This window comes from Klebsiella sp. 10 (assembly GCF_018223925.1).
Taxonomy (GTDB): domain Bacteria; phylum Pseudomonadota; class Gammaproteobacteria; order Enterobacterales; family Enterobacteriaceae; genus Klebsiella; species Klebsiella pneumoniae.
This window is the reverse complement of sequence record NZ_JAGRRB010000008.1, coordinates 99,951-119,356: the sequence shown is the minus strand read 5'-3', so window position 1 is coordinate 119,356 and position 19,406 is coordinate 99,951. Positions and strand designations below refer to the sequence as shown.

General features: G+C 57.2%; 19 protein-coding genes and 1 other annotated feature. Of the genes, 5 read left to right on the top strand and 14 right to left on the bottom strand.

Features of this window, described 5'->3' with window-relative positions; translation table 11 throughout:
• Positions 1 to 59: 59 nt before the first annotated feature.
• Positions 60 to 833, top strand: coding sequence for a peroxide stress protein YaaA (gene yaaA / locus KHQ26_RS09475; RefSeq protein ID WP_004178561.1), 774 nt, complete (start codon positions 60 to 62; stop codon positions 831 to 833).
• A 68-nt stretch (positions 834 to 901) separates the two neighbouring features.
• On the opposite strand, the gene KHQ26_RS09470 is transcribed toward yaaA, so the two are convergent.
• From KHQ26_RS09470 to yjjY, 7 genes are all read right to left on the bottom strand, one after another.
• The gene (locus KHQ26_RS09470) at positions 902 to 1,279 is read right to left on the bottom strand and encodes a hypothetical protein (RefSeq protein ID WP_002887866.1); all 378 of its coding nucleotides are present in this window, start codon (positions 1,277 to 1,279) and stop codon (positions 902 to 904) included.
• A 314-nt stretch (positions 1,280 to 1,593) separates the two neighbouring features.
• Positions 1,594 to 2,874: a threonine synthase gene (gene thrC, locus KHQ26_RS09465; protein WP_002887863.1), complete on the bottom strand. Its 1,281-nt coding sequence runs from the start codon at positions 2,872 to 2,874 to the stop codon at positions 1,594 to 1,596.
• Between the two features lie 3 nt (positions 2,875 to 2,877).
• Positions 2,878 to 3,807 carry a homoserine kinase gene (thrB, locus tag KHQ26_RS09460; protein ID WP_002887853.1) on the bottom strand — a complete coding sequence of 310 codons (930 nt, stop codon included), beginning with the start codon at positions 3,805 to 3,807 and terminating at the stop codon, positions 2,878 to 2,880.
• A 1-nt stretch (position 3,808) separates the two neighbouring features.
• Positions 3,809 to 6,271: a bifunctional aspartate kinase/homoserine dehydrogenase I gene (gene thrA, locus KHQ26_RS09455; protein WP_002887848.1), complete on the bottom strand. Its 2,463-nt coding sequence runs from the start codon at positions 6,269 to 6,271 to the stop codon at positions 3,809 to 3,811.
• A gap of 25 nt (positions 6,272 to 6,296) precedes the next feature.
• Positions 6,297 to 6,414, bottom strand: a sequence feature (Thr leader region).
• On the bottom strand, positions 6,353 to 6,421 hold the full coding sequence (gene thrL, locus KHQ26_RS09450; RefSeq protein ID WP_004222578.1) for a thr operon leader peptide: 69 nt from the start codon (positions 6,419 to 6,421) through the stop codon (positions 6,353 to 6,355). (Overlaps the previous feature by 62 nt.)
• A 211-nt stretch (positions 6,422 to 6,632) precedes the next feature.
• Positions 6,633 to 7,319: a tRNA/rRNA methyltransferase gene (locus KHQ26_RS09445; RefSeq protein ID WP_020805146.1), complete on the bottom strand. Its 687-nt coding sequence runs from the start codon at positions 7,317 to 7,319 to the stop codon at positions 6,633 to 6,635.
• Positions 7,320 to 7,715: 396 nt separating this feature from the next.
• Complete coding sequence (gene yjjY / locus KHQ26_RS09440) at positions 7,716 to 7,856, bottom strand: protein YjjY (protein WP_004146984.1); 141 nt, start codon at positions 7,854 to 7,856, stop codon at positions 7,716 to 7,718.
• Between the two features lie 95 nt (positions 7,857 to 7,951).
• On the opposite strand from yjjY, the gene arcA reads away from it, so the two are divergent.
• Complete coding sequence (arcA, locus tag KHQ26_RS09435; protein WP_002887843.1) at positions 7,952 to 8,668, top strand: two-component system response regulator ArcA; 717 nt, start codon at positions 7,952 to 7,954, stop codon at positions 8,666 to 8,668.
• Between the two features lie 62 nt (positions 8,669 to 8,730).
• Here arcA and creD read toward each other — a convergent pair whose 3' ends face one another.
• Genes creD through creA form a run of 4 tightly spaced genes read right to left on the bottom strand, consistent with a single transcriptional unit; the run spans position 8,731 to position 12,749 of the window.
• Positions 8,731 to 10,089, bottom strand: coding sequence for a cell envelope integrity protein CreD (creD, locus tag KHQ26_RS09430; RefSeq protein WP_004182878.1), 1,359 nt, complete (start codon positions 10,087 to 10,089; stop codon positions 8,731 to 8,733).
• A 60-nt stretch (positions 10,090 to 10,149) separates the two neighbouring features.
• On the bottom strand, positions 10,150 to 11,574 hold the full coding sequence (gene creC / locus KHQ26_RS09425; RefSeq protein WP_002887823.1) for a two-component system sensor histidine kinase CreC: 1,425 nt from the start codon (positions 11,572 to 11,574) through the stop codon (positions 10,150 to 10,152).
• Positions 11,574 to 12,263 (bottom strand): two-component system response regulator CreB, encoded by a 690-nt coding sequence (creB, locus tag KHQ26_RS09420; RefSeq protein ID WP_002887820.1) that lies wholly within the window; start codon positions 12,261 to 12,263, stop codon positions 11,574 to 11,576. Before creB ends, creC begins: the two co-directional genes overlap by 1 nt.
• A 12-nt stretch (positions 12,264 to 12,275) precedes the next feature.
• Positions 12,276 to 12,749 carry a protein CreA gene (gene creA / locus KHQ26_RS09415; RefSeq protein ID WP_002887814.1) on the bottom strand — a complete coding sequence of 158 codons (474 nt, stop codon included), beginning with the start codon at positions 12,747 to 12,749 and terminating at the stop codon, positions 12,276 to 12,278.
• Between the two features lie 209 nt (positions 12,750 to 12,958).
• Here creA and robA point away from each other — a divergent pair, with 209 nt between their 5' ends.
• On the top strand, positions 12,959 to 13,828 hold the full coding sequence (robA, locus tag KHQ26_RS09410) for an MDR efflux pump AcrAB transcriptional activator RobA (protein ID WP_002887812.1): 870 nt from the start codon (positions 12,959 to 12,961) through the stop codon (positions 13,826 to 13,828).
• On the opposite strand, the gene gpmB is transcribed toward robA, so the two are convergent.
• On the bottom strand, positions 13,825 to 14,472 hold the full coding sequence (gene gpmB / locus KHQ26_RS09405; RefSeq protein WP_002887811.1) for a 2,3-diphosphoglycerate-dependent phosphoglycerate mutase GpmB: 648 nt from the start codon (positions 14,470 to 14,472) through the stop codon (positions 13,825 to 13,827). The genes robA and gpmB overlap by 4 nt on opposite strands.
• A gap of 113 nt (positions 14,473 to 14,585) precedes the next feature.
• Here gpmB and yjjX point away from each other — a divergent pair, with 113 nt between their 5' ends.
• Positions 14,586 to 15,101, top strand: coding sequence for an inosine/xanthosine triphosphatase (gene yjjX / locus KHQ26_RS09400; protein ID WP_004178555.1), 516 nt, complete (start codon positions 14,586 to 14,588; stop codon positions 15,099 to 15,101).
• Here the strand turns inward: yjjX and trpR are convergent.
• The gene (gene trpR / locus KHQ26_RS09395) at positions 15,088 to 15,417 is read right to left on the bottom strand and encodes a trp operon repressor (RefSeq protein WP_002887809.1); all 330 of its coding nucleotides are present in this window, start codon (positions 15,415 to 15,417) and stop codon (positions 15,088 to 15,090) included. The two genes, yjjX and trpR, sit on opposite strands and share 14 nt — an antisense overlap.
• Before the next feature lie 88 nt (positions 15,418 to 15,505).
• On the bottom strand, positions 15,506 to 17,443 hold the full coding sequence (sltY, locus tag KHQ26_RS09390) for a murein transglycosylase (protein ID WP_004182874.1): 1,938 nt from the start codon (positions 17,441 to 17,443) through the stop codon (positions 15,506 to 15,508).
• A 228-nt stretch (positions 17,444 to 17,671) separates the two neighbouring features.
• Here sltY and ettA point away from each other — a divergent pair, with 228 nt between their 5' ends.
• Positions 17,672 to 19,339, top strand: a complete 1,668-nt coding sequence (ettA, locus tag KHQ26_RS09385; protein ID WP_002887805.1) for an energy-dependent translational throttle protein EttA — start codon at positions 17,672 to 17,674, stop codon at positions 19,337 to 19,339.
• The last annotated feature ends 67 nt before the right edge of the window (positions 19,340 to 19,406 follow it).

The window sequence follows — 19,406 nt, the reverse complement described above, 5'->3', positions numbered from 1 at the left end:
CGATCCCACCATGCACTTTTTTTGTTAAAATTCGTCGAAATTACCTGCAAGGACTGGATATGCTGATTCTGATTTCACCTGCTAAAACGCTCGATTATCAAAGCCCGCTGGCAACGACTCGCTATACCCAGCCCGAACTCCTCGAGTATTCTCAGCAGCTTATCGGCATCGCCCGTAAGCTGACCGCGCCGCAAATCGGCAAGCTGATGAGCATTAGCGACAAGCTGGCGGATCTAAACGCCACCCGCTTCCACGACTGGCACCCTGACTTTACGCCGCAAAATGCCCGCCAGGCGATCCTCGCCTTTAAAGGCGATGTCTACACTGGCCTGCAGGCAGAGACGCTCACCGAGGACGACTTTGACTTCGCCCAGCAACACCTGCGCATGCTCTCCGGGCTGTATGGCGTGCTGCGCCCGTTAGACCTGATGCAGCCCTACCGCCTGGAGATGGGGATCCGTCTGGAAAATCCGCGCGGCAAAGATCTGTACCAGTTCTGGGGGGATACCATTACCGAGAAGCTGAATCAGGCGCTGCGCGACCAGGGCGACGATATCGTCATCAACCTGGCTTCCGATGAATATTTTAAATCGGTGAAAACGCCAAAATTGCAGGGTCAGCTGATCAAGCCGGTATTCCTCGATGAGAAGAACGGCAAATTCAAAGTGATCAGTTTTTATGCGAAGAAAGCCCGCGGCCTGATGAGTCGCTACATTATTGAAAACCGCTTAACCCAGCCGGAGCAGCTCAAAGCCTTTAATAGCGAAGGCTATTTCTTTGATGCGGATGCCTCAGAGAAAGGCGAACTGGTGTTTAAACGCCACGAGCAGTAACACGTTACGGTAATAAAAAAGGGGAGTTATTCCCCTTTTCAATATAATTAAGCAGATTATTACTTATTTTAACGCACCCAGTTTTCCACCACGCCTTTTTCATCGAAGAAAATCATCAGCGAGTTCGAATCTTTTTGGCTGGACTTATCGACCGCATCGGCAGCTTGCGATGCCCCGGTTACCGGGATCATGGAACCCGCGAGGCTGACCAGGTTGATCCCTTTATCTACTGAATAATACCAGCTCTCTTTACCCGACGCCGTCACCGTCGTATGACCAGAATCCGGGGCACCAAAATACTGACGAACCTCGGCCTTGGTGGTTTTTCCGACAATGAGATGTTGTTTCAGATAGGCTGGCGTTAATTTATCTTCATTACCGCCAATCGTTGTCCCGGAGCAGCCTGTTAAAGCGAACACCACCAAAAAAAGAGATAAAATACGCATGTTTCCTCCTTGAAAACCTTGTGCATTAACAATGCATCTATATCAAATGATATCTATAGCTGCTTCATAATAAAATCAGCAGCATAAATATAAGCAGCATGAAATAATAAATAAAAAAGATAATCCAGTGGAATTATCCGGCAAAGATGACAATCCGTAAAAGAGTTTGCAATAAAAGCAGTGCGCTGACAATACAATAGTGTGGGGAATTTTATGGAGAGAAATTTTACTGATATGGAAAAGTGCGTTAAATATAAAAACCGGGCAATAGCTGCCCGGTTTGGTCGATCATGTTGCCGATATTATTGCCTGGCTTAGCCCATCATCAGCTTACGCAGCGCGGCGAAATCCGCCGGCAGGTTGTGAGACAGCAGCGGCAGGTCGGCGCGGTCGGCCAGCTCCTTCGGCAGCGGCAGAGTCTCCTGCAGGATCTCCTCCACGCTCTCTTTGAACTTCGCCGGATGGGCGGTGCCGAGGAACAGGCCGTACTCTCCCGGCTGCAGCTGATCGCGCAGCGCGCGCCAGGCAATCGCCGCATGCGGTTCAGAGATGTAGCCGATGGCCTTCAGCTCGCGCATCGCTGCTTTGGTGGTCTCATCATCGACCGCGGCATAGCCCAGCTCGCTGAGACGCCAGATTTTACGGCGGAACAGCTCTTCAACGCGCGGCCAGTTGTTCGGCTGGCTGACGTCCATGGCGTTGGACAGCGTCGCCTGGGTGGCTTTTGGCGCCCACTCGCCGCCCTGCAGATAGCGCGGAACGGTGTCGTTGGCGTTGGTGGCGGCGATAAAGCGCTTGATCGGCAGCCCCAGCGACTTGGCCAGCAGACCGGCGGTCAGATCGCCGAAGTTGCCGCTCGGCACGGAAATCACCAGCTGATTGCGGGCTTCCTGCGGCAGCTGCGCCGCCGCTTCGAAGTAGTAACAGATCTGCGCCAGCAGGCGGCTGATGTTGATGGAGTTAGCCGAGTTGAGACCCAGCGTCGCCTTCAGCTCTTCATCGTCAAACGCCTGCTTCACCAGCGCCTGGCAGGCATCAAAGTCGCCATCAATCGCCACGGTTTCAATATTGCCGCCGAGGGTACAGAACAGCTTCTCCTGCAGCGGACTGATCTTGCCGCGCGGATAGAGGATCACTACCTTGACGTTCGGCAGGCCGTAGAAAGCATGCGCCACCGCCGCCCCGGTGTCGCCAGAGGTCGCGGTGAGGATGGTGACCGGCTTATCGCCTGCGATGTGGGTCAGCATCTGCGCCATAAAGCGGCCGCCGAAATCCTTGAACGCCAGCGTAGGGCCATGGAACAGCTCCAGACAGCCGACATCTTCCTGAACCTTGCTTACCGGCGCCGGAAACGCAAACGCCGCGCGCACCCGCTGCTGCAGGACATCCTGCGGGATCTCATCGCCGATAAAGGCGGATAGAATTTTGGCGCTACGGGTGACAAAGTCCTGCGCCAGCATGTCGTCGATTTCAGTCAGGCTGAATTCCGGCAGATCGTGCGGAAAGAACAGGCCCTGATGCTTGCCAAGTCCCTGGGTGACGGCCTGCGCAAAGCTGACCTGCTCGTTATGATCTTTTAAGTTATACAGTTTCATTGGTTATCCCACTACGCGTGCGCCCGCCGTGTCCAGCCGGCAAATATGAACAAAGCCTTCCTGATTCTGCAGATAGTGCGCGCCAAGCCAGTCGGCGACGCGCTGTGCGGTATCCGGTTTATCACACAACGCGAACAGCGTTGGGCCAGAGCCGGAGATGCCGCAAGCCTGGGCGCCCATCTCCATGGCCGCCTGACGCGCTTCGCTAAAGCCCGGCAGCAGTTTGGTTCGGTACGGTTCGGCAATCACATCTTTCATCAATTTTGCCGCCAGCTGCGGCTGGCGGGTGTAGCAGGCGTGAATAAAGCCCGCGAGGTGGCGACCATGGGCGATACAATCCTGGCGGCGATACTGCGCCGGCAGAATCGCCCGCGCTTCAGCAGTAGAGACTTTAATCCCCGGATAGGCCAGCACCCACAGCCACTCATCAAACCCGGGCACCTGCTGACTGATAATCCCATTCTCTTCGATCATCAACTGCATGCCGCCAAGATAGCACGGCGCCACGTTGTCGTAGTGAATGCTGCCGGAGATACGCCCTTCCATCTCTCCCATCAGCGCCAGCATGCGCGTCTCGTTCAGCGGCTTGCCGCAGAACTCGTTCATGGCCACCAGCGCAGCGACCACCGAGCAGGCGCTGGAACCCAGCCCGGAGCCAATCGGCATGTTTTTTTCCAGCGTCATCGCCACCGGCACCGTCTTGCCGATCTCCCGGCAAAAGCTTTCCCAGCACTGGTAAACAATGTTCTCCTGCGGCGCCGTCGGCAGTTTGCTGGCGAAGCGTCCAAGATTCTGCAGGCTAAATTGCTCCGCCGCTTCGACAGTGACGTTGTCGCCAAGCAGCGTGCCATCGACCGGCGTGACCGCCGCGCCCAACACATCAAACCCGACGCTCATATTGGCACTGGAAGCCGGGGCATATACTTTGACCATCTTAAACTCCTAACTTCCAGGACAGGGTGCGCAGCAGGTCGGCGAATACGCCGGCCGCCGTGACGTCGTTCCCGGCGCCATAGCCGCGCAGCACCAGCGGCAATGGCTGATAATAATGGCTATAAAAAGCCAGCGCGTTCTCACCATTCTTAACTTTGAACAGCGGATCGTTGCCGTCAACCGCGGCTATTTTTACCCGGCAGGTACCATCCTCTTCGATGTTACCGACGTAGCGCAAGACTTTACCTTCATCGCGCGCCTTAGCAACCCGCGAGGCAAAACCATCGTCCAGCGACGGCAGGCGGGCCATAAAGGTCTCGACATCGCCGCTGGCGTCGAAGTCCGGCGGCAGCGCCGACTCGACGATAATGTCCGCCAGCTCCAGTTCACGCCCGGTCTCACGGGCCAGAATCAGCAGTTTACGCGCCACATCCACCCCGGATAAATCGTCGCGCGGATCCGGCTCGGTATACCCCATCTCACGGGCCATCGCCGTCGCCGCGGAGAAACTCACCCCCTCGTCCAGCTTGCCGAAGATAAACGACAGGGAGCCGGACAGGATCCCGGAGAAGTGGCGCAGCTCATCGCCGGCGTTGAGCAGGTTCTGCAGGTTCTCAATCACCGGCAGGCCCGCGCCAACGTTAGTGTCATAGAGGAACTTACGCCGCGAGCTGCTGGCCGCATGGCGCAGCTGGTGATAGTAATCCAGCGAAGAGGTATTGGCCTTTTTGTTCGGCGTCACCACATGGAAACCTTCGCGCAGGAAGTCGGCATACTGATCGGCGACCGCCTGGCTGGAGGTACAGTCTACGATCACCGGATTGAGCAGGTGGTACTCTTTCACCAGGCGGATCAGGCGGCCAAGATTAAACGGCTCTTTCGCCTCCGCCAGTTCCGCACTCCAGTTTTCCAGATTCAGGCCATGCACGCTGGTCAGCAGCGCCTGAGAATTGGCTACACCGCAGACGCGCAGATCGATATGTTTGTTCTTCAGCCACCCCTGCTGGCGCTTGATCTGCTCTAGCAGCGCGCCGCCGACGCCGCCGACGCCGATGACAAACACTTCAATCACCTGGTCGGTGTTGAACAGCATCTGATGGGTCACGCGCACGCCGGTGGTGGCGTCGTCATTGCTGACCACTACCGAAATTGAGCGCTCGGAAGAGCCCTGGGCAATCGCCACGATATTGATATTGGCGCGGGCCAGCGCCGCAAAGAATTTCGCCGAGATACCGCGCAGGGTACGCATTCCGTCGCCCACCACGGAGATGATCGCCAGACGCTCCATAATCGCCAGCGGCTCCAGCAGCCCCTCTTTCAGCTCCAGATAAAACTCATCTTCCATCGCCCGTTTGGCACGTGCGCAGTCGCTCTGCGGCACGCAGAAACTGATGCTGTACTCCGAAGAAGATTGAGTGATCAACACCACCGAGATGCCGGCGCGGGACATGGTGGCGAAGACGCGGGCCGCCATGCCGACCATCCCTTTCATCCCCGGCCCGGAGACGTTGAACATCGCCATGTTGTTGAGGTTAGAGATGCCTTTCACCGGCAAATCGTCCTCGTCGCGGCTGGCGCCGATAAGCGTTCCCGGCGCCTGCGGGTTGCCGGTATTTTTAATCAGGCATGGGATTTGGAACTGGGCGATAGGGGCAATGGTGCGCGGGTGCAGCACTTTCGCGCCAAAGTAGGAGAGCTCCATCGCCTCCTGATAAGACATCGATTTCAGCAGGCGCGCATCCGGCACCTGACGCGGATCGCAGGTGTACACTCCGTCGACATCGGTCCAGATTTCGCAGCAGTCAGCGCGCAGGCAGGCGGCCAGTACCGCAGCCGAGTAGTCGGAGCCGTTACGCCCCAGCACCACCAGCTCGCCTTTCTCATTGCCGGCGGTAAACCCGGCCATCAGGATCATATGGTCTGCCGGGATCTGGCTGGCGGCAATGCGGCGGGTGGATTCGGCGATATCGACGGTGGATTCCAGATAGTGGCCCACGGCAAGCAGTTTTTCGACCGGGTTAATGACACTGACTTTATGTCCACGGGCTTCCAGCAGACCCGCCATGATGGCGATGGAGAGCTTTTCGCCGCGGCAGATCAGCGCGGCATTGACGCTGTCCGGGCACTGACCCAGCAGGCTGATGCCGTGCAGAACATGCTTAATCTGAGCAAATTCCTGCTCCACGAAGGCTTTTAACTGGGCAAGCGGGAAAGCGGGCTGGGCGTCGGCAAGGCCCTGAAGAAGTTCGGCAAAAATGCGTTCGGCGTCGGCAATATTGGGGAGGGCATCCTGGCCGCCAATGGTCTTTTCAATCATTGCTACCAGGTGGTTAGTGATCTTCGCCGGGGCAGACAGGACCGTCGCTACCTGCCCCTGCCTGGCATTACTCTCCAGAATATCGGCAACCCGCAGAAACCGTTCCGCATTTGCCACTGATGTACCGCCGAACTTCAACACTCGCATGGTTCTTACCCCTTGATCTCTTGTCAAAAAAAAAGCCCGCACTGTTCAGGTGCGGGCTTTTTTCTGTGTTTCCTGTACGCGTCAGCCCGCACCGTTACCTGTGGTAATGGTGGTGGTGATAATGGTGGTAATCATGCCGATGCGATTCATGGATGTTGTGTACTCTGTATTTTTATCTGTCTGTATGTCCTGCCTATATTGGTTAAAGTATCTGCCGTCTTAAGTCAATGAATTTCTCAATTTGCCCCATTTCAGCAGGCTTACGTATTTTCCCGCTGCCGTGAGAAAAAACATCCAGATCGGCGGAAAACCAGCTCATAGAACAGCATACACATCCATAAATAAAAAATATGACAGAGTTTTATTCTGGCAGGTTTTTTTCAATATCATGCAGCAAACGATGCAACATTGCCGTGTCGCGCTGCTGCAGCAGGCCCAGCCGTTGCGACAACCAGTCGGCCAGTTTGGCATCATCCTCCACGCCCAAACGCGAAAGTAACGCCAGGGTACGAGTACGTAAGGCCTGCAGCTGATGATGGTCTGCCGCAGCGGCGGCGGGCGCCGTTTGTTGCATTAGCGATGCTAATTGATAACAGTAGACCATCACCGACTGGCCGAGATTCAGCGACGGATAATCCGCAGCCATCGGCACACCGGTCAACACATCAGCCAGCACCAGCTCCTCATTGGTCAATCCGGCGTCCTCACGACCAAATACCAGGGCAGTATGGTTCATCCACTGCGCCTTCTCCTCCAGCAGCGGCAACAGCTGCTGCGGCGTGGCGTAATAGTGAAAACGCGCGCGGCTGCGGGCGGTGGTGGCGACGGTAAAATCAACGTCATGCAGCGCCTCGGCAAGGGTGGGATAGGTGGTGATACCATCGAGGATGTCGCCTGAGCCATGCGCCACCCAGCGTGCCGGAGGCGCCAGGTGGGCTTCGCTATCGACGATCCGTAGTTCGCGAAATCCCATGGTTTTCATCGCCCTGGCGGCAGCGCCGACGTTCTCGGCCCGGGCAGGACCGACTAAAATAATCGTTAAACGCATTGCGGTTTCTTTCTCTCTCTCAGGCGTTATCGAGGCGCAGCGCCCCCCATTTTACGCGGTGAAAATTTACAAATTTGCAACAAAAATCACTAAAATTGCGTTTTCTTACCCATAAAAAAATCTAAACTGTTCTCAGGAGGCCGTGACAAGGAGTATGTTAACAGAACCCATTTATCCATATGATGGGCAATGCAATTTCATCTGATGCATCGTTTCAGGCTTTGGATTCACTGTATTTATTAATTTATCCACGCAACTAGTTGAGCCGGGTAAAGATTGTGACTATAAAGAGCATGGCGATGCAATGATTTCACAAGACTGTTAACGTGCTACAATTGAACTTGATATATGTCAACGAAGCGTAGTTTTATTGGGTGTTCGGCCTCTCTTAGCCTGTTATGTTGCTGTTAAAATGGTTAGGATGTCAGCCGTTTTTGACACCGTCGGGTCCAGAGGGAAAGTACCCACGACCAAGCTAATGATGTTGTTGACGTTGATGGAAAGTGCATCAAGAACGCAATTACGTACTTTAGTCATGTTACGCCGCGCATGTTAATTTGCGACATGCAGCAGGCAGGTCAGGGACTTTGGTACTTCCTGTTTCGATTTAGTTGGCAATTTAGGTAGCAAACATGCAGACCCCGCACATTCTTATCGTTGAAGACGAGTTGGTAACACGCAACACGTTAAAAAGTATTTTCGAAGCAGAAGGTTACGATGTATTCGAAGCGACCGATGGCGCGGAAATGCATCAGATCCTGTCTGAAAATGATATCAACCTGGTGATCATGGATATCAACCTGCCGGGTAAAAATGGTCTTCTGCTGGCGCGCGAGCTGCGCGAGCAGGCAGACGTCGCGCTGATGTTCTTAACCGGCCGCGACAACGAAGTGGATAAGATACTTGGCCTCGAAATCGGCGCTGACGACTATATCACTAAACCGTTTAACCCGCGTGAACTGACTATCCGCGCGCGCAACCTGCTCTCCCGTACCATGAACCTCGGTACCGTGAGCGAAGAGCGTCGCAGCGTGGAAAGCTACAAGTTCAACGGCTGGGAACTCGATATCAACAGCCGTTCCCTGGTTAGCCCGAACGGCGAACAGTACAAGCTGCCGCGCAGTGAATTCCGCGCGATGCTGCACTTCTGCGAAAACCCGGGCAAAATTCAGTCTCGTGCCGAGCTGCTGAAGAAAATGACCGGTCGCGAGCTGAAGCCGCATGACCGTACCGTTGACGTGACCATTCGTCGGATTCGTAAACACTTCGAATCCACTCCGGATACCCCGGAAATCATCGCTACCATTCACGGTGAAGGCTACCGTTTCTGTGGCGATCTGCAGGAATAATACGATTTATTCCGCAGCCATGATGCGAAAACGGCGCCCCAGGGGCGCCGTTTTTTATGCCGTCACTCTTTCCAGAGACGCAGCTTATCGTCATCGGCAGCCGGTGTCGGAGGCACTGTGCCTTTCGGCAGCGATAACGCATACCAGTCCACGCGACGGGTCAAAAACATCAGGACGCTCAGCGCCAGCGCCAGCACCCCGGTACCCAGCAGCAGCGCGCTATCCTCAGAATGCAACAGAAACCACATCACGCCATCCAGCAGCAGTAGCGCGGCGACAAACAGCAGGCTGTTACGCCATCCTCTGAGCACTGCCTGAAGGTAGATCCCATTCATCACCGCGCCAGACAGGCTGGCCGCCAGCCAGGCGGCGGTAAAACCAATGTGCTCTGAGAGCGCCAGCAGCACCAGGTAAAACAGCACCAGCGATAAGCCCACCAGCAGATATTGCATCGGATGCAGGGGACGACGGGTCAGGCTCTCGAACACGAAAAAAGCCATAAAGGTCAGCCCGATTAACAGGATGGCATATTTTGTCGCCCGATCGGTTAGCTGGTACTGGTCGGCAAGGGACATCACATCGGCACTGAACGCCGGCAGTCGCGACCACGGGATCTCCATATCATCCTTGAAATAGCTCCCCATATCGTTGGCGAACCAGCTGCTTTGCCAGTGGGCGCGATAGCCGGCAGCACTCACTTCCCGTTGAGTTGGCAGGAAGCTGCCGAGAAAACCGGGATGCGGCCAGTTACTGGTCAGCTGCAGCTCGCTGTTACGCCCGAGCGGCACCAGTGAAAACTCTCCCGTCCCGTTCAGATCGAGTGAAAAGGCAATCTCAAGCGGCTTGTTGTCCTCCGCCAGCGCAGGCATTGGCATATGAATACCTGCGCCATCGCCGCTTATCCCCAGCCCCGGCTCCACGCTTAATACGTTACCGTTGACCTCCGGGGCATGGATGGCACCAATGCCGCGGGCATCGCCGACGCTCACCACCAGCCGCGGCTGGCCTAAGACGATATTCGTTTTTCTCAGCGCCGCCAGACGCAGCGGATCAAACGAGGCCTTAATCTGCAAGGCGTTATGCCAGACCTGGCCGCTGTAGATGCCCACCCTCCTCGACTCCACGGTCTGTTTGCCGGTGACCGCCAGCGACTCCGGCAGCCAGTAATACACCCAGCTCCGCTGATAGTTGACCTCTTTTTGGTTCTCCATGCGGGTCAGGGTCTCGGTTATCGGAATAGCGATCAGCGGTCCGGCGAGTTTTTGCGAGCCGCTGGTGCTTTGCTCAATGGCGTCCACCACTTCGCTACGATAATCCGCTCGCTCATTAATAAGCTCCCTGACCATCATTAACGGCAAAGATAGCAGCACAATACAGCCTATTAACGTGGTGATTTTCCAGAATAACGGTGATTTCAACATAGCCTTTCTCCCTATCGTGATGGCCTCACAATAGGACGGCTGTGTGGGGAGAATTTGAAGCTATGTGAAGGGACGGTGAAGTCGCAGCGTGGCGACCACGCCGCCTTCGGGCCGATTGTGCAGATTGATATCGCCGTGATGCAGGCGCGCGACTTCACGAACGAACGCCAGCCCAAGGCCGCTGCTCTTATGGCCGTCTTCGCGCGGCAGCGAATAGAATCGCTCAAAGATTCGTTCCAGGGCATAGTCCGGAATACCGCACCCGTTGTCGATAACGCTCAATTGCACCTCTTCATTTCGCTTCTCCGCAGCCAGGGCGATCTCACCGCCCTGGGGGGTAAAGTCAATCGCGTTGTCGAGCAGATTACCCAGCGCCTGGGCCAGCAGCTCGCCATCGCCATTGACCAGCATCCCACTCTCCCGCCAGCGCAGGGTGATAGCTTTCGCCGCCAGAGCGATGTTGCGCTCCTCCGTCAGCCGTTGGTATAGCGCATCTATCGACACCGGATGCTGCTTTATCTCCAGCCGGCTTTCCAGTCTCGCCTGCTGGAGCAGCCGCTCCACCAGCAGTTGCATCCGGGTGTTTTGCGCGAGGATATTATCAGTAAACCGCGCCGCCACCTCAGGTGGCGGCCCTTCGCGCAGGATCTCCGCCGCGCCGCGGATGGCCGCCAGCGGGCTTTTCAGTTCATGGGTCAGGTCATAGACATAGTTTTCGATGGCATTCTTACCTTCGAGCTTTACCCGCATGCTCTCCAGAGCCTGGGCCAGCTTGCGCAATTCGCTGCTGCCAACCTCCGGCAGCGGCAGCGGGCGCTCAGCGGTCACCGAGTCCGCATAGCGCACCAGCTTGCCGATAGAGAAATTGATCCACCAGACGACGCCGCCGCCAATCAACAGCGCAATGCCCAGCAGGGCGCCGCCGGCCCAGAGGATCCGCCGCTCGCTGCGCTTAATGACCGGCGTCATCGCCAGGTTGGGTTTACCGACGCTCAGCACGCCGATAATCCGCCCCTTATCCATCACCGGCGCGGCGATATACATCACCGAGCTGGCTTCATCATGCGGATCGCTGCGCGTACTGCGCGCGCCGTACTGGCCGCGCAGGGTGAGCCAGACATCGTTCCAGCGCGAATAGTCCTGCCCTGTCGCCTGCCCGCTGGAGTCAAACACCACCTTGCCCCGGGCATCGGTCAGATAGACGCGGTACTCATTACGTACCTTTTTAATTCCGCCAATATTGGCGTTGAGCGGCTGCTGGTTGAGCTGGTGAAAGGCCTGCGCCAGCCTGCCCTGCTGCGGGTTTGCCGCCAGCAGATCCTCACGCGCCAGCGCCGCCAACAGGGTAGCGGTATCATTGAGGGTCCCCTCTGTCGCCCGGCGCACGCCCGGCTTCACTTCCTGGACAAAGATCGACAGCACAAACCACGCGGCGATCGCGACGATAAGAAAATAGCCCAGCAGCAGGCGCATGCCGATGCGCATCAGCCGCGCCCCAGGCTGTAGCCCATACCGCGATGGGTATTGATTGGCGCCTTTTCAGGATTCACAGCCCGCAGCTTAGCGCGCAGGGTTTTGATATGGGTATCGACGGTACGGTCGAGGCTTTCCCAGGCATCGATCCACACCAGCTCCATCAGCTGCTGACGGGAGAAGACGCGACCGGGCGCGTGAAGCAGGGTTTTCAGCAGCAGAAATTCGTAGCGCGTCAGATTCAGCGGCTGGCCGAACCAGCTGATCGCCGCCGCCTGCTCATCGAGCACAAACTCGCCGACGCGTACCACCGGCGATGGCGCGGCAAACTTCTGCAGCCGCCGCAGCACGGTTCGCACCCGCGCGCAGACTTCGCGTGGTGAAAACGGCTTGGCGATGTAATCGTCAGCGCCGATTTCCAGCCCCAGCAGCTTATCGACCTCGTCGCTACGCGCCGTCAAAAACAGCACCGGCAGCGCCGGATAACGCGTCAGCAGACGCCGACAGAGCTCGAAGCCGCTGATATCCGGCAAGCCGACGTCGAGGATGGCGACATCTGGCGCCTGATGCGCCGCCGCCTCCAGCGCGGGCAAACCGCGGCCAAAGACGCTGACCTGGAAGCCCTCCTGCTGCAGCATGTAAACCAGGGTATCAGCGATACTCTGTTCATCCTCAACTAACCAAATCCGTGGCTGCTGCATGCGCGCTCCCGTTTATTTATTCCATGGCATGATCGGCACGGCGCTGATGGCGTTCTTCGGCGAGCCATCAACCACTTTATCCGAGTAGGTCAGATAGACCAGCGCATTGCGCTTCGCATCATAGAAACGCACGACCTGGAGTTTTTTAAACACCAGCGAGGTGCGCTTCTGGAACACCACGTCGCCCTGGCTTTTACCGTTTTTGATTTTGTCCGTTAGCTCAATCGGCCCGACCTGCTGGCAGGAAATCGCCGCGTCAGAGGTATCTTCCGCCAGCCCCAGCCCGCCTTTGATGCCACCGGTTTTCGCCCGGCTGATATAGCAGGTCACGTTCTGTACATCCGGATCGTCAAAGGCTTCGACGACGATTTTGTGATCCGGCCCTAACCATTTGAAGACCGTATCCACGGAACCAATCTGCTCCGCCTGAGCCAGCTGGCTACCGGCCAGCAGGAGCAGCCCCATCGCAAACTTCTTGTATTTCATATTGTTACCATTATTAAAAAATATAGCTGAGTGATTATCACGCACTTAGCAGAAAAGGTTTATAGATCACAGCTTTACAAAATTATCGTTCAAATCCCCTGACCTACCGCATTTAAAAGCAAAAAAAACACTGAATGCTAAAACATCAAAAAATGCTATTATCCGCTACTTTAATATCAGGCACCTGTGTTTAAGGATGGGGACATTTTATGGATCAAGCAGGGATTATTCGCGATCTCCTTAGCTGGCTGGAAGGTCACCTGGATCAGCCGCTTTCTCTGGATAATGTGGCGGCGAAGGCAGGTTATTCCAAGTGGCATTTGCAGCGAATGTTTAAGGATGTCACCGGCCATGCCATCGGTGCCTATATTCGCGCGCGCCGCTTGTCGAAATCTGCTGTCGCATTACGCCTGACCGCCCGTCCAATCCTTGATATTGCGCTGCAGTACCGTTTCGACTCCCAGCAGACCTTCACCCGAGCGTTTAAGAAGCAATTCTCGCTGACGCCGGCGCTCTACCGCCGCTCGCCGGACTGGAGCTCGTTCGGTATGCGCCCGCCGCTGCGTCTTGGCGAATTTACCCTGCCGAAACATGAGTTTATCACTCTGCCCCCTACTCAGCTGCTTGGCGTGACCCAGAGCTATACCTGTAAGCTCGAGGAAATCTCCGATTTTCGTAACCAGATGCGGGTCCAGTTCTGGCGAGACTTCCTCGGCAACTCACCGTCAATCCCCCCGGTGCTCTACGGGCTGCATGAGCCGCGTCCGAGCCTGGAAAAAGACGATGAGCAGGAAGTATTCTATACCACCGCGCTGACGCCGGAGATGGCTAACGGCCACCTGCAGCATGCCCATCCAGTGACCCTGGAAGGCGGCGAGTATGTCATGTTTACGTATGAAGGGCTGGGTACCGGTCTGCAGGAATTCATCCTGACCGTCTACGGCACCTGCATGCCGATGCTGAACCTGACGCGTCGCAAGGGGCTGGATATTGAACGCTTCTACCCTGAAGATGAAAGCCGGGATCAGGCCACGCCGATTCAGTTGCGCTGCGAGTATCTGATCCCGATCCGCCGTTAACGCTGCAGCTCGTCCATTGCGGGGGCGTCAAGATGCGAGACGTCGCCCGCCGTTTCCACCACCCAGCCGGAAGCCAGCCACGGGCTTTGCTGATAGTCGACGCGCGAAATAGAGCAGTTGCGCAGCCGCAGACGACGCTCAGCGTACGCCGGCAGCCCTAATATCGTGCTCACCAGGCAGCCCAGCGCGATCCCATGACTCACCAGCAGCGGCCGGCTACCGGCGGGTAATTCCAGACAGGATGCCAGCGCCGCATGCATACGCTCGCTGAGCTCCTGCATCGATTCGCCCTGCGGAATACGACCGTCCGGTGTGCCGTTGACCAGCTGGCGACGCCAGCCTTCTTCTTCTTCGCTGAGCGAGTCGATATGGCGCTTCTCCAGCACCCCCATATCCAGTTCGCGCAGGCGCGCATCGGCGATCACGCTGCAACCGCAGGCTTCGGCGATAATCTCTGCTGTGCGGCGGGTTCGTCCCAGATCGCTGGTAATAATATGGGTGATCCCCAGCGTTCTGGCGCGCTCGCCCACCTGCCAGGCCTGGCGCTCACCATGGGCGGTCAGCGGGCTGTCGGACTGACCCTGAATACGTCGCTCGGCGTTCCACTGCGTTTCACCGTGGCGAACAAGGTATACTTGTAACATGCTTTTTTTCCGTTCTGGACTCGTTATCAACCGCTTTCGGGCATTACCGCCTGCCCTCGGGGTGATTTAGAGTATACTGCGATGACGTTAGTTTATTCTGAGTTGTTTTGATTATGCACCATGTTGTCTCAGCGACCACTAATCCCGCCAAAATTCAGGCAATTCTGCAGGCTTTTGACGAGATTTTCGGCGAAGGATCCTGCCACATTGAGTCCGTCGCCGTCGAGAGCGGCGTGCCGGAACAGCCCTTCGGCAGCGAGGAAACGCGCGCTGGCGCACGAAATCGCGTCGCCAATGCGCGCCTTGCCCGGCCAAATGCCGATTTCTGGGTAGCTATCGAAGCCGGTATCGACGATGACAGCACCTTTAGCTGGGTGGTCATCGAAAGCGCCAGCCAGCGCGGAGAAGCGCGCTCAGCCACGCTGCCGTTGCCTGACGTTATTCTTGAGCAGGTTCGCGCTGGCGAAGCCCTCGGCCCGGTCATGTCGCAGTATACCGGCATCGATCAGATCGGTCGTAAAGAGGGGGCGATTGGGGTTTTCACCGGCGGCAGATTAACCCGCAGCAGCGTTTACCACCAGGCGGTCGTGCTGGCGCTAAGCCCGTTCCATAACGCTATTTATCGCTAGCCAGCAGCGTCTGCTCCAGCCACTGGCGCAGCTCTACCGGCGCCGATTTCAGGCTGTTCGACCCGCGGGTAATGGTCGCAATTCCGGCGCCGAGCTCATTTTTCAGCTCACGCTGGCTCATCTCGCCGCGCAGCAACTCTTCGATAATGCGCACCCGGGTACCCAGGGCTTCGCGCTCGTCGGGCGTCAGCATCAGCTGCAGCAACGGCAGATGCAGATCCTCAGCATAGGCCTGCTGAAGCAGGGCAACAAAGCGCAGCCACTCCTGATGACGTTGTTCGGCAACGGCCGCGGAATAGGGAGATTGTTGGGTCATATCGCGCCACCATATTGAGACGGGCAGCTTACGCTGCCCGTCGAATGTACTCTTCAACGAGTACAAAGCATAACATACTTCCCAGCGATCAGTAACGCTGGCGCCACTCCGCATCGCTGAGGATCTTATCCTGCTGCCCCATAAAGTAGCGGTAGTAGGCGTCATAGGAGAGGACATTCTTCACGTAGCCGCGGGTTTCCGAAAACGGAATACTCTCGACAAACGCCACGGCGTCGATCCGTCCGGCGCTGTTCCCCTGCCAGCTGCGTACCCGGCCCGGCCCGGCGTTATAGGCCGCTGAGGCGTAGATACGGTTATTGCCGAACTGCTGATAAACGTACTGCAGATAGCTGGTGCCGATGTTGATGTTGGTTTCCGGATCCAACAGCTGCGACGGGCCGCTGTAGCCGGGAATGCTGAACATACTGACGGTATGCGTCGCGGTGCCCGGCATAATCTGCATCAGTCCGCTGGCGCCGACCGGCGAGCGCACTTTCGGGTTCCAGGCGCTCTCCTGACGGGCAATCGCCATCGCGTAGCTCTGCGGAATATCTTTGCCGCTAACATAGCGGGCAAACAGGTCGTTATAGGCCAGCGGGAAACGTTCTTCCAGCTGATCCCACAGCTTACCGGCGATCGTCGCCTGCACGCTCAGATCCCACCAGTGCTGATCGAAGGCATAGCGCGCCAGCTGCGCCTGCTGGGATTTGGTGCGACTAGTGACCAGGTTGGCCCATTCGGTGCGCGCGGTGTTATCCATATTCCAGTACATCAGCTCACGTACCCGCGCCATCTCCGGCCCGGAGGCCAGCGCCGGATCGATGGTGCCCGAGGCTTTATCGATGCGGAAGGTATACTCCTCGCCAAGACGCTGCGCGGCGACCATCGGGTAGAAGCCTCGCTGTTGCATCAACGAGCGAAGGATCGCCTGCGCCTCCTCATCCCTGCCGCGCTCCAGCAGCAGATCCGCCTGCCAGTAGCGCCATTCGTCTTTCTCTTTCGCCTCCATCGGCAGGCGCGCCAGCCAGGTGTTGAGGCCATGGCGATCGCCCGTCCCCAACGCCATCCGTACCCGCCGCTCCACCAGCGGCGTGGACTGCGAACGCATGATTGCGTCATCGCGCCAGATGGCTTGCTCTTCGGTTACATCGCTACCCATCAGGCGCCAGGCGACAATATCGCGCAGTTCCTGGGTCTGATCCTCATTGAGCTGCTGAGCCTGTACCAGCGAAGGGATCATCAGGCGGGCATTTTCCACGTCCTGGCGGGCGACGCTGGCGAAGGCGACGGCGGCCATCTGACGGGTAAAGTCCGTCGCCCCGGTGGTGCGGGCGAAGGTGAGGACGCTGTTTGGATCGTTAGCCAGGGCGACCACGGCGCTGGCGATGCTCTGGTAGTTGGCGGGCATTTGCTGGGCCAGCGATTTCACCAGCCCGATATTGCCGGCCTTCATCGCCAGGCGGATCCGTTCGAGATAGGCCAGCGGATCCTGCTGACCGGAGTCGCGCCAGGCGCTGAACAGCGGTTCACAGGCGCCGGGCTGATTCTTGCCCGTCAGCCACAGCTCTTTCGCCCCGCTCCAGGCCTCCTGCGACTGCCCCACGCTCAGCTTGGCGTAGTAATAGTTGCACTGCGCCTCGGTGCTGGTCGGCTTATCCGGGCTAAACGCCAGCAAGCCGCGCCAGTCGCTGCGCCGGGCCAGTTCATTCACGAAGCGCGAACGTAATGAACGCGCAGGGGGCAGCGTCGGATTGGCGTCAATAAAGTTTTTCACCACCAGCGCCGGCTGGTTCATCAGATCGTCGGTGATCTGTCGGTACTGCAAATAGGGATACAGGGGATAGGTGCTTAACGTGGGCATCAGCTGGTCGACTACATCCATCTGCCGGTTATCCCACGCCTGCTTAATTTGTGCGTAGCGGCTGCGCTGTTCATCCAGTGAATCCGCATGCGCCAGCTGACTCAACGTCAACAAACCAACGCTGGCAGCCAAAAGATGCCACGCCATTTTTTTGGCTTTTTCCACAAGCTCTTCCTCTTTCCGGTGCATTTTCGCAGCATCGTGCCGCTTAAAAACCCCTGCCGGTTCGGCAGGCGGCTTTACTTATGCTAATCAGACAACGCTAAACGCGCCATGTCCTGGACATTTTTTTACGCTTCTGTGAATCCTGTCGCCTCGCTGGGATTAGCGCGCGAAAAAGGCTACACTTCGGCTTTGAACTATCTATCAAAATAGAAAGAGGCGAAGTCCAACGTGGCTCAATTCGTTTATACCATGCATCGTGTCGGCAAAGTGGTTCCGCCGAAACGTCATATTTTGAAAAATATCTCCCTCAGCTTTTTCCCTGGCGCGAAAATCGGTGTGCTCGGTCTGAACGGCGCCGGTAAATCTACCCTGCTGCGCATCATGGCCGGTATCGACACCGAGATCGAAGGTGAAGCGCGTCCGCAGCCCGGCATCAAAATCGGCTACCTGCCGCAGGAGCCGCAGCTCAACCCGGAGCACACCGTGCGCGAGTCCGTGGAAGAAGCGGTCGCCGAAGTGGTTAACGCGCTGAAGGGTCTGGACGAAGTCTATGCCAAATACGCCGAGCCGGATGCGGACTTCGATAAGCTTGCCGCACAGCAAGGCAAGTTCGAAGAGATTATCCAGGCGCACGACGGCCACAACCTGAACGTCCAGCTGGAGCGCGCGGCCGACGCCCTGCGCCTGCCGGACTGGGATGCGAAAATCGCTAATCTTTCCGGTGGTGAACGCCGCCGCGTCGCGCTGTGCCGTCTGCTGCTGGAAAAACCGGATATGCTGCTGCTCGACGAACCGACCAACCACCTCGACGCCGAGTCCGTCGCCTGGCTGGAACGCTTCCTGCACGACTTCGAAGGCACCGTGGTGGCGATTACCCACGACCGTTACTTCCTTGATAACGTCGCCGGCTGGATCCTCGAGCTTGACCGCGGCGAAGGTATTCCGTGGGAAGGCAACTACTCCTCCTGGCTGGAGCAGAAAGACCAGCGTCTGGCGCAGGAAGCTTCTCAGGAAGCCGCACGCCGCAAATCTATCGAGAAAGAACTCGAGTGGGTTCGCCAGGGCGCGAAAGGCCGTCAGTCTAAGGGCAAAGCCCGCCTGGCGCGCTTTGAAGAGCTTAACAACGTTGAATATCAGAAACGTAACGAAACTAACGAACTGTTCATTCCGCCAGGCCCGCGTCTGGGCGATAAAGTTCTGGAAGTCAGCCATCTGCGCAAATCCTACGGCGACCGCGTTCTGATTGACGATCTGAGCTTCTCGGTACCGAAAGGCGCTATCGTCGGCATCATCGGTCCGAACGGCGCGGGTAAATCCACCCTCTTCCGCATGATGTCCGGCCAGGAACAGCCTGATTCCGGCACCATCACCCTGGGTGAAACCGTTAAGCTGGCTTCCGTCGATCAGTTCCGCGACGCGATGGACAACAGTAAGACCGTGTGGGAAGAAGTGTCTGGCGGCCTGGATATCATGAAGATCGGCAACACCGAGATGCCGAGCCGCGCCTACGTGGGCCGCTTTAACTTCAAAGGCGTCGACCAGGGTAAACGCGTTGGCGAGCTGTCCGGCGGTGAACGTGGTCGTCTGCACCTGGCGAAACTGCTGCAGGTCGGCGGTAACGTCCTGCTGCTCGATGAACCAACCAACGACCTGGATATCGAAACCCTGCGCGCGCTGGAAAACGCCCTGCTGGAGTTCCCGGGCTGCGCGATGGTTATCTCGCACGACCGCTGGTTCCTTGACCGTATTGCCACCCACATTCTGGATTACCAGGATGAAGGTAAGGTTGAGTTCTTCGAAGGTAACTTTACCGAGTACGAAGAGTACAAGAAACGCACTCTCGGCGCCGACGCGCTGGAGCCGAAGCGAATCAAGTACAAACGTATCGCGAAATAAAACGCAAAAAGGCAACGCAAGTTGCCTTTTTTAATGTTTGCTCCCTCTCCCATTGGGAGAGGGTTGG